At 69.7% G+C, this 9,826-nt stretch carries 9 protein-coding genes; 6 read left to right on the forward strand and 3 right to left on the reverse strand.

Annotation, left to right across the window (positions count from 1 at the left end; translation table 11 throughout):
• Positions 1 to 113 precede the first annotated feature (113 nt).
• Together ACZ45Z_RS26585 and ACZ45Z_RS26590 are read right to left on the reverse strand one after the other, a co-directional pair.
• A complete protein-coding gene (locus tag ACZ45Z_RS26585; RefSeq protein ID WP_468367250.1) occupies positions 114 to 785 on the reverse strand; it encodes a response regulator in 672 nt (223 codons plus the stop codon).
• Positions 786 to 846: 61 nt separating this feature from the next.
• On the reverse strand, positions 847 to 1,893 hold the full coding sequence (locus ACZ45Z_RS26590) for a RecB family exonuclease (protein WP_468367254.1): 1,047 nt from the start codon (positions 1,891 to 1,893) through the stop codon (positions 847 to 849).
• A 185-nt stretch (positions 1,894 to 2,078) separates the two neighbouring features.
• On the opposite strand from ACZ45Z_RS26590, the gene ACZ45Z_RS26595 reads away from it, so the two are divergent.
• The 3 genes from ACZ45Z_RS26595 to ACZ45Z_RS26605 all read left to right on the forward strand — a co-directional run bounded on the left by ACZ45Z_RS26595 (position 2,079) and on the right by ACZ45Z_RS26605 (position 5,120).
• A complete protein-coding gene (locus ACZ45Z_RS26595) occupies positions 2,079 to 3,350 on the forward strand; it encodes a site-2 protease family protein (RefSeq protein WP_468367258.1) in 1,272 nt (423 codons plus the stop codon).
• 70 nt (positions 3,351 to 3,420) lie between these two features.
• Entirely contained in the window at positions 3,421 to 4,356 is a 936-nt protein-coding gene (locus ACZ45Z_RS26600) for a tRNA (adenine-N1)-methyltransferase (protein WP_468367261.1), read from the forward strand.
• 182 nt (positions 4,357 to 4,538) lie between these two features.
• Positions 4,539 to 5,120, forward strand: a complete 582-nt coding sequence (locus ACZ45Z_RS26605; protein ID WP_468367264.1) for a hypothetical protein — start codon at positions 4,539 to 4,541, stop codon at positions 5,118 to 5,120.
• 66 nt (positions 5,121 to 5,186) lie between these two features.
• On the opposite strand, the gene ACZ45Z_RS26610 is transcribed toward ACZ45Z_RS26605, so the two are convergent.
• Positions 5,187 to 5,483, reverse strand: coding sequence for a ferredoxin (locus ACZ45Z_RS26610; protein WP_468367267.1), 297 nt, complete (start codon positions 5,481 to 5,483; stop codon positions 5,187 to 5,189).
• A 249-nt stretch (positions 5,484 to 5,732) separates the two neighbouring features.
• Between ACZ45Z_RS26610 and arc the strand changes: the two genes are divergently transcribed.
• The 3 genes from arc (at position 5,733) to ACZ45Z_RS26625 (ending at position 9,694) form a co-directional block, all read left to right on the forward strand.
• Positions 5,733 to 7,499, forward strand: coding sequence for a proteasome ATPase (gene arc / locus ACZ45Z_RS26615; protein ID WP_468367269.1), 1,767 nt, complete (start codon positions 5,733 to 5,735; stop codon positions 7,497 to 7,499).
• Between the two features lie 275 nt (positions 7,500 to 7,774).
• Entirely contained in the window at positions 7,775 to 9,286 is a 1,512-nt protein-coding gene (gene dop, locus ACZ45Z_RS26620) for a depupylase/deamidase Dop (protein WP_468367272.1), read from the forward strand.
• Positions 9,287 to 9,475: 189 nt separating this feature from the next.
• Positions 9,476 to 9,694 carry a ubiquitin-like protein Pup gene (locus ACZ45Z_RS26625; protein WP_227048627.1) on the forward strand — a complete coding sequence of 73 codons (219 nt, stop codon included), beginning with the start codon at positions 9,476 to 9,478 and terminating at the stop codon, positions 9,692 to 9,694.
• Positions 9,695 to 9,826: the final 132 nt, after the last annotated feature.

A 9,826-nucleotide genomic window follows, 5' to 3' on the forward strand; every position in this document is an offset into this window, starting at 1 on the left:
GAATGGAGCAAAACCGCAAGAAACGAACGAAAGGGAGGGCGGATGGGGGATTGTAGGCCCCCCCCGCCGTGGCGTATCCCCTCCGCTCCCGGGCGGCCCGCCCGGGGACGGTCCTACTGCGCGCCGGGGCGCACCAGCCCGCTCTCGTACGCGTACACCGCGGCCTGCACCCGGTCGCGCAGGCCCAGCTTCGTCAGCACATGGCCCACATGCGTCTTGACCGTCGTCTCGCTCACGAACAGATCCGCGGCGATCTCGGCGTTCGACAACCCGCGCGCCACCAGCTTCAGCACCTCCACCTCGCGCTCGGTGAGGGTGTGCAGCGTGTCCGGCACCGGCTCCTCACCCGACGGCAGATGTCCGGCGTACTTGTCCAGCAGCCGGCGCGTGATGCTCGGCGCGAGCATCGCCTCACCCGCCGCGACCACCCGGATCGCCTGCACCAGCTCATCGGCCGGCGCATCCTTCAGCAGAAAGCCGCTCGCCCCGGCCCGCAGCGCCTCGACCACGTACTCGTCCAGATCGAAGGTCGTCAGCACCAGCACCTTGGCCGGGCCGTCCTTCGCCGGGCCGGTGATCTGACGCGTCGCCTCCACGCCGTCCATCCGCGGCATCCGGATGTCCATCAGCACCACATCGGGCTGCAGCGCCCGCACCTGGTCCAGCGCCTGCAGACCGTCACCGGCCTCGCCGACGACCGCCAGGTCCTGCTCGGCTTCCAGAATCATCCGGAATCCCGTACGCAGCAGGGGCTGGTCGTCTACCAGCAGGACGCGGATGGCCACGAGGTCTCCTTCGGTGGGGCCGTCCCGGCGATCAAGCCCGGATCGACTCCATTCTGCCCTGCTAGGTGAGTGGGTCCGACGCCCCGTCGCCCGCCGGGCGGACCGTCAGCGGATAGACCGGGGGAGTGCCACCGAATTCCGGACAGCGCTCCTGGTGGTCGCACCAGCCGCAGAGCTTCGTCGGCCGCGGCCGCCAGTCGCCGGTGTCCGTCGCGAGCTGGATCGCGTCCCACAGGGCGAGCAACTTGCGCTCCACGCCCCGCAGATCGGCCTCACCGGGGTCGTACGTGATCACATCGCCGCTGCCCAGATACACGAGCTGCAGCCGCCGCGGCACCACCCCGCGCAGCCGCCACATCACCAGCGCGTAGAACTTCATCTGGAACAGCGCGCCCTCGGCGAACTGCGGCCGCGGCGCCTTGCCGGTCTTGTAGTCGACGATGCGGATCTCGCCCGTCGGCGCGACGTCCACCCGGTCGATGAAACCGCGCAGCCGGAGCCCGGAATCCAGCACCGTCTCCACATACAGCTCGCGGTCGGCCGGCTCCAGACGCGTCGGATCCTCCAGCGAGAACCACCGCTCCACCAGGGCCTCGGCGTCCGCCAGCCAGGCCGCCAGCCGCTCGCCCCCGGCGTCGCCGTCGAACAGCTCCGCCAGCTCCGGCCGCTTGGCCAGCAGCTTCTCCCACTCACCGGGCACCATCGCCCGCGCACCGGGCGCCGTACGCTCCGCCGCGGGCGCGTCGAAGAGCCGCTCCAGCACCGCGTGCACCACCGTGCCGCGCGTCGCCGCCGCGCTCGGCTTCTCCGGCAGCTTGTCGATCACCCGGAAGCGGTACAGCAGCGGGCACTGCATGAAATCCGCGGCCCGCGACGGCGACAGCGCCACCGGCCGGGCGGCGGCCACCTCGGGCGCGACGCCCAGGCCCCCGGTCGCGTCCGCCGCCTCCGGGCCCCCGGCCGGACCGCCGGCCGCCGCCCCGCCCCCGGCTTCCTCCGACGGCAGCGGCCCGCGCTGATGCCCCGGCCCGGCCACGTCCGGCCGCGTGCCCGCCCCCGCGGAGCCGTCCGCTGCTGCCGCCTCGGCGTTCTCGGTGCTCGTTCCCATGCCACCAGACCCTACGGCCCCCCACCGACACCACCGACCGCACGCGAGCGGCGAGGCCGGTCCTCGGCCCCGCGGCCGATCACGGTGGGCCGCTCCGCATACCATCGATGCCAGACCCCTTTGCCCTGCACGATCGAGAGATCACGCCGAGCAGGCGCGAAGGCCGCATTCGACGAGGGGACGCCGTGGACGAGAGCGGGAAGCCGCAGGATCCCAAGGGTTCCGTGCAGCCCCAGCCGCCCAATCCGCCCGAGCCGCCCGTGCACGACCGAGAGCCGAAGGCACCCGTGCCGGGCAGGAGGAAGGGCAGCGGCGGCGGCATCCTGATGGGCCGCCCCTTCGGCGTACCGGTGTACGTCGCCCCGAGCTGGTTCGTCGTCGCCGCCCTGATCACCTGGGTCTTCGGCGGCCAGCTCGAGCGCGTCCTGCCCGAGCTCGGCGGCGCCCGCTACCTCGTCTCACTGTTCTTCGCCGTCGCCTTCTACGCCTCGGTACTCGTCCACGAACTGGCCCACACCGTCGCCGCCCTCCGCTTCAAGCTCCCCGTACGCCGCATCCAGCTCCAGTTCTTCGGCGGCGTCTCGGAGATCGAGAAGGAGAGCGAGACCCCCGGCCGCGAATTCGTCCTCGCCTTCGTCGGCCCGCTGCTCTCCCTGCTCCTGGCCGGCGTCTTCTACGCCGGCATGCGGTTCGTCGAGCCCGACACGGTCCCCGGCGTCCTGGTCGCCGGCCTGATGATCTCCAACCTCATCGTGGCGGTCTTCAACCTGCTGCCCGGCCTCCCCCTGGACGGCGGCCGGATGCTGCGCGCCGTCGTGTGGAAGCTCACCGGCAGGCCCATGACCGGCACCGTCGCCGCCGCCTGGGTCGGCCGCGCGCTCGCCGTCACCGTCCTGATCGGCCTGCCGCTGCTCACCCACACCGGCGCCCTGGGCAACGCCCGCCCCGAGATCGGCGGCGCGGACTCCCTCACCGACGCCCTGCTCGCCGCGATCCTCGCCGCCATCATCTGGACCGGCGCGGGCAACAGCCTGCGCATGGCCCGGCTCCGCGAGCGCCTGCCCGACCTGCGCGCCCGCGTCCTGACCCGGCGCGCCGTCCCCGTCGAGACCGACACCCCGCTCTCCGAGGCGCTGCGCCGCGCCAACGACGCCGGCGCCCGCGCCCTGGTCGTCGTCGACCGCCGCGGCGAGCCGACCGCCCTCGTCCGCGAGGCCGCCATCGTCGCCGTCCCCGACCACCGCCGGCCCTGGGTCCCCGTCGGCACCCTCGCCCAGGACCTCAAGGACGGCATGCGCGTCCCCGCCGAACTCGCCGGCGAGGAGCTCCTGGAACACCTGCGCGCCACCCCCGCCACGGAATACCTCGTCGTCGAGGACACCGGCGAGATCTACGGCGTCCTGTCCACCACCGACGTCGAGCGGGCCTTCGTCTCCGCCATGGCCCGCCCCTCCTGACCCACCCGCCCCCGGCCACCCACCCGGCCCGCTGGTCCGGGGCGCCCCGACGGGCCGGTAGGCTGGTCACATGTCCGAACCGACCGGTGCCGCCCGCCGTCGCGGGCCCTTCAAGGTCGGGGACCAGGTCCAGCTCACCGACCCCAAGGGACGCCACTACACCTTCACGCTCGAAGAGGGAAAAAGCTTCCACACCCACAAGGGAGCCTTCCCCCACGACGAGCTGATCGGTGCTCCCGAGGGCAGTGTTGTCCGTACCACCGGGAACGTCGCCTACCTCGCGCTGCGCCCGCTGCTCCCCGACTACGTCCTGTCCATGCCCCGCGGCGCCGCCGTGGTCTACCCCAAGGACGCGGGGCAGATCCTGGCGATGGCCGACATCTTCCCCGGCGCCCGGGTCGTCGAGGCGGGGGTGGGATCCGGCTCGCTCAGCAGCTTCCTGCTGCGCGCCATCGGTGACGACGGCATGCTGCACTCCTACGAGCGCCGCGCCGACTTCGCCGAGATCGCCACCCAGAACGTCGAGCGCTACTTCGGCGGCCCGCACCCCGCGTGGACGCTGACCGTCGGCGACCTCCAGGACAACCTCTCCGACACCGACGTCGACCGGGTCATCCTCGACATGCTCGCCCCCTGGGAGTGCCTGGAGGCCGTCTCCAAGGCCCTGGTGCCCGGCGGCATCCTCTGCGCCTACGTCGCCACGACCACGCAGATGGCCCGCACCGTGGAGGCGATCCGCGAACACGGCACCTTCAACGAGCCGTCGGCCTGGGAGACCATGGTCCGCACCTGGCACGTCGAGGGCCTGGCCGTCCGCCCCGACCACCGCATGATCGGCCACACCGGCTTCCTGCTGACCGCCCGCCGCCTCGCGGACGGCGTCGAGCCCCCGCTGCGCCGCCGCCGGCCCGCCAAGGGCGCGTACGGCGACGACTACACCGGTCCCGGCAAGGCGGCCGGAAGCGCGGCCGCCGGCGGCTCGGAGGCCGCCGCGCAGGGCGCCTGAGCGTCCCGGCCCGGCCCGCGAAACCGCAAGCGCCGCCGACGAGTTCCCCCGCCGGGGACCGTCGGCGGCGCTTCTTCCTTCTCCGGCGGGAAACTCCCGCCCAACCGGTTCCTTGCCGCCCTCACCTGTGGAACGATGCTGGGCACTCCCACCGCCACAGCACTTCACAGGAGTTACCCCGCGTGCAGCCCTTGGCAGGCCAGGACCTTTCGCACACCCAGCCCCGCCCCATGCACTGGCTCGCCACCGCCACCGCCCTCTCGGCGGTCGTCGCGGCCGCGTCCTTCGTCCAGCCTCCCGATGCCACCGCCAGCACTTCCAAAGCCGCCGGGAACGGCCCCCGTGCCGCCGCCCCCGACCCGCGCCGGGTGACCTTTCCCGTCGACTGCGGGCCCAACCGCCTCGACGTGGTGAAACACCTCTCCGGCGACCTCGACGGCGACGGCACGACGGAGACCGTCGCGGTGGTCCGCTGCCACTCCGAGACCGGCACCCCGCCCAGCGGCGTCTACGTCCTGGCCCAGCCGTCCGACGCCAAGGCCCCGCCCCGGGTCGTGGCGACCCTTCTCGCGCCCGCGCGGCGGCTCAGCGTCCAGGACCTCGCCCTCCGCGGCGGCGCGGTCTCCGCGACGCTCCTGGGCTATTCCACCCCCGACGTGCCGCACTGCTGCCCCGACGTGCGGGAGAGCGCCAAGTGGCAATGGAAAGGCGGGAAGTTCGTCCGGAGCGAACTTCCCGCCGCGATGGGTACCCAGCGTGCCTGATCCGTCACCTGCCGTGGAGAAAATAGACGCCGGCTACGCAGCGCCTACGCCCTGTCCGTGCGGCGTCTACTCCGCGTCCGGGCCGTAGACCTCGATCCGGTCGGCGACCCGGCGGACGTGGATGCAGTCCCCGGGGCACTCCTTGGCCGAGTCCCGCACGTCGGCGAGCAGCGTCAGCGGGACGGGCGTTGTGGCCCCCTTGTCCTGCAGCAGCTCGTCGTCCGCGCCCTTGACATAGGCCAGGCCGTCGATGTCCAGCTCGAAGACCTCGGGGGCGTACTGGGCGCAGATTCCGTCGCCGGTGCACAGGTCCTGATCGATCCAGACTTCAAGCTCTGGACGGGCTTCATCCTGCGCGGTCATCTCGCCTGCCGTTCCTGCGTACGTGAACCGTTTTTGTCTAAGTGGCGCCACCCCTGACGGGTGTTGACCGACTCGACGATACAACCGCTCGCTTTCCGATGTTGTTGGGTGGGTATTCCCTTGGCGTGAGGACGTGCGCAAGGGTGAAGATCGGACACACCCCGACAGTCTTTTCGATCTAGGGGTTTCAACCTGCACCGGCCCAGGTAGGGTCAGGAAGCGTCCAGCTCCTTGGAGGAGGTGAGGACCGTGGCAGCCCACGACGACGACATCAACCGCGGCATCCGGCCGGGGCGGGGGTCTGAAGATCCCGCCGGCCAGGTTGCCTATCTCGAGCAGGAGATCGCCGTCCTGCGACGCAAGCTCGCCGACTCTCCGCGTCACACGAGGATTCTCGAAGAGCGGATCGTCGAGCTGCAGACCAACCTGGCCGGCGTCTCGGCTCAGAACGAGCGACTCGCCAATACTCTCCGCGAGGCCCGCGACCAGATCGTCGCGCTCAAGGAGGAAGTCGACCGGCTCGCGCAGCCGCCGGCCGGCTTCGGTGTCTTCCTGCAGTCCAACGAGGACGACACGGTCGACATTTTCACCGGAGGCAGAAAACTCCGGGTGAATGTCAGCCCCAGCGTGGAGACGGCAGACCTCAGGCGCGGCCAGGAGGTCATGCTCAACGAAGCACTCAACGTGGTCGAGGCCATGGAGTTCGAGAGCGCCGGTGACATCGTCACCCTCAAGGAGATCCTTGAGGACGGCGAGCGCGCTCTGGTCATCGGGCACACCGACGAGGAACGGGTGGTGAGGCTCGCCGAGCCGCTGCTGGACATCACCATCCGCCCCGGCGACGCCCTGCTTCTCGAACCCCGCTCCGGCTACGTCTACGAAGTCATCCCCAAGAGCGAGGTCGAGGAACTCGTTCTCGAAGAGGTCCCGGACATCGACTACACCAAGATCGGCGGTCTGGGCGGCCAGATCGAGATGATCCGGGACGCGGTCGAGCTCCCGTACCTCTACCCGGACCTGTTCAAGGAACACGAACTCCGCCCGCCCAAGGGCGTCTTGCTCTACGGCCCGCCGGGCTGCGGCAAGACGCTCATCGCCAAGGCGGTCGCCAACTCCCTTGCCAAGAAGGTCGCCGAGGTGACCGGGCAGCCGGCGGGGAAGAGCTTCTTCCTCAACATCAAGGGCCCCGAGCTGCTCAACAAGTACGTCGGCGAGACGGAGCGGCATATCCGGCTGGTCTTCCAGCGGGCCAGGGAGAAGGCAAGCGAGGGCACCCCCGTCATCGTCTTCTTCGACGAGATGGACTCCCTCTTCCGCACCCGTGGCTCCGGGGTCAGCTCGGACGTGGAGAACACCATCGTTCCGCAGTTGCTCTCCGAGATCGACGGTGTGGAGGGCCTGGAAAACGTCATCGTGATCGGCGCCTCGAACCGCGAGGACATGATCGACCCGGCGATCCTGCGCCCCGGCCGCCTCGACGTCAAAATCAAGATCGAGCGTCCGGACGCGGAGGCCGCCAAGGACATCTTCTCGAAGTACCTCACGGAACGCCTGCCGCTGCACTCCGACGATCTCGCCGAACACGGCGACTCGCGCAAGGCCGCGGTCAGCGGGATGATCCAGTCGGTGGTCGAGCAGATGTACGCGGAATCCGAGGAGAACCGCTTCCTGGAGGTCACCTACGCCAATGGTGACAAGGAAGTTTTGTACTTCAAGGACTTCAACTCCGGCGCCATGATCGAAAACATTGTCGGACGTGCGAAGAAGATGGCGATCAAGGCCTTCCTCGAGCACAACCAGAAGGGTCTGCGGGTCTCCCACCTCCTCCAGGCGTGCGTGGACGAGTTCAAGGAGAACGAGGACCTGCCCAACACCACCAACCCCGACGACTGGGCCCGTATCTCCGGTAAGAAGGGCGAGCGGATCGTTTACATCCGTACGCTGGTCACCGGAAAGCAGGGCGCGGACACCGGCCGCTCCATCGACACGGTGGCGAATACCGGCCAATACCTGTAAGACCGCACTCCGGCTGCGGATGTCCTGCACGGGGCGTCCGCAGCCGGACGCTTTTCCGGATTGGCGGGCCCGCTCCCCGGTAAGGCGACGGGAAACAGGGAAAACCGGACGGGAGTAATGACTGTAATGATCTCCCCAGCGCCGCAAAGGCGTTCTAGGCTCTTCGGTACCGCCGCGTCTCGCCGGTCCGGAGCGGGGACAGCACACGGACCGGAAGCGCAGCGGTACTTGAGCGCCGACCCCATCCGGGGGCGCCGCCGGGCAAGGAGGGCCGCATGACCGTACGGCGAGTAATGGGTATCGAGACGGAGTACGGGATCTCCGTCCCCGGTCACCCGAACGCCAATGCCATGCTCACCTCATCCCAGGTCGTCAACGCCTACGCGGCGGCGATGCACCGGGCACGACGTGCCCGCTGGGATTTCGAGGAGGAGAATCCGCTGCGGGACGCCCGCGGCTTCGACCTCGCCCGCGAGGCCGCCGATTCCAGTCAGCTCACCGACGAGGACATCGGCCTCGCCAATGTGATCCTCACCAACGGTGCCCGGCTCTACGTCGACCACGCGCACCCCGAATACAGCGCTCCGGAGGTCACCAACCCCCGCGACGCCGTTCTGTGGGACAAGGCCGGCGAGCGGATCATGGCCGAGGCCGCCGAGAAGGCGGGTCAGGTCCCCGGCGCCCAGCCCATCCACCTTTACAAGAACAACACCGACAACAAGGGCGCCTCCTACGGCACGCATGAGAACTACCTCATGAAGCGGGAGACGCCTTTCTCCGACATCGTGCGCCATCTGACGCCGTTCTTCGTCTCGCGCCAGGTGGTGACCGGCGCCGGCCGGGTCGGAATCGGCCAGGACGGCCATGACCACGGCTTCCAGCTCAGTCAGCGGGCCGACTATTTCGAGGTCGAGGTCGGGCTGGAGACGACCCTCAAGCGGCCGATCATCAATACCCGCGACGAACCGCACGCGGACGCGGAGAAGTACCGCCGGCTGCATGTGATCATCGGCGATGCCAATCTCTCCGAGATCTCGACCTATCTGAAGCTGGGCACCACCTCCCTGGTGCTTTCCATGATCGAGGACGGTTTCATCGCCGTCGACCTGGCCATCGACCAGCCCGTACGCACCCTCCACCAGGTCTCGCACGACCCCACCCTGCAACACCTGATCACGCTGCGCAGCGGCCGCACCCTCACCGCCGTACAGCTCCAGATGGAGTACTTCGAACTCGCCCGCAAGTACGTCGAGGACCGCTACGGAGCGGACGCGGACGAGCAGACGAAGGACGTCCTGACCAGGTGGGAGGACGTGCTCGGGCGGCTGGAGAACGACCCGATGAGCCTGTCGGGGGAGCTGGACTGGGTGGCCAAGCGGGAGCTGATGGAGGGCTACCGCCGGCGCGACGGCCTGGACTGGGACGCCGCCCGGCTGCACCTCATCGACCTCCAGTACGCCGACGTGCGCCCCGACAAGGGCTTGTACAACCGGCTGGCGGCCCGGGGCAAGATGAAGCGGCTCCTGGACGACGCCGAGGTCGATCGGGCGCGGCAGAAGCCTCCGGAGGACACCCGGGCGTACTTCCGCGGCCGCTGCCTGGAGCAGTACGCCGACGACGTCGCGGCCGCCTCGTGGGATTCGGTCATCTTCGACCTGCCGGGCCGTGACTCCCTGCAACGGGTGCCCACCCTGGAGCCCCTGCGCGGGACCCGGAAACACGTCAAGGACCTGCTGGACCGGTGCCGGACGGCCGAGGAGCTGGTCAGGCTGCTGTCCGGGCGCTGAGCACGGCGCGTCCACGACAAAATTCCGCGGCGATCCACGGCTGATCCACGGCTGAAATGGCCGCGGTGCGGGAATCATGAAGGTGACTCCCGGACGTTGCACCAAGTGCAGGGCCGATGTCAGACCCTCCTTGTAGGGTCGGATCTTGAAGGTCACATCGAGCGGGGCGAACCGAGCGGGGTGAGGGATATGGCGACCAAGGACAGCGGCGGCGGACAGCAGAAGGCCACACGTTCCACCGAAGAGGTCGAGGAGCAGACGCAGGAGGCGGAGGCTTCCGAGGACCTCAAGGAACGCCAGGAGAAGTTGTCGGACGACGTCGATTCGGTGCTGGACGAGATCGACGACGTCCTTGAGGAGAACGCCGAGGACTTCGTGCGGTCCTTCGTCCAGAAGGGCGGCGAGTAGCCGGGCCCGGGTCGCCGTTACGGCGCGGGGGGGGGGGGGGGGGGGGGGGGGGCAGGGGGGGGGGGGGGGGGGGGGGGGGGGGAGGGGAGGGGCACAGGGGGGGGAGTCCAGGGGGGGGTGTCAGAACTGCGC

This window comes from Streptomyces sp. NPDC031210, assembly GCF_055570395.1.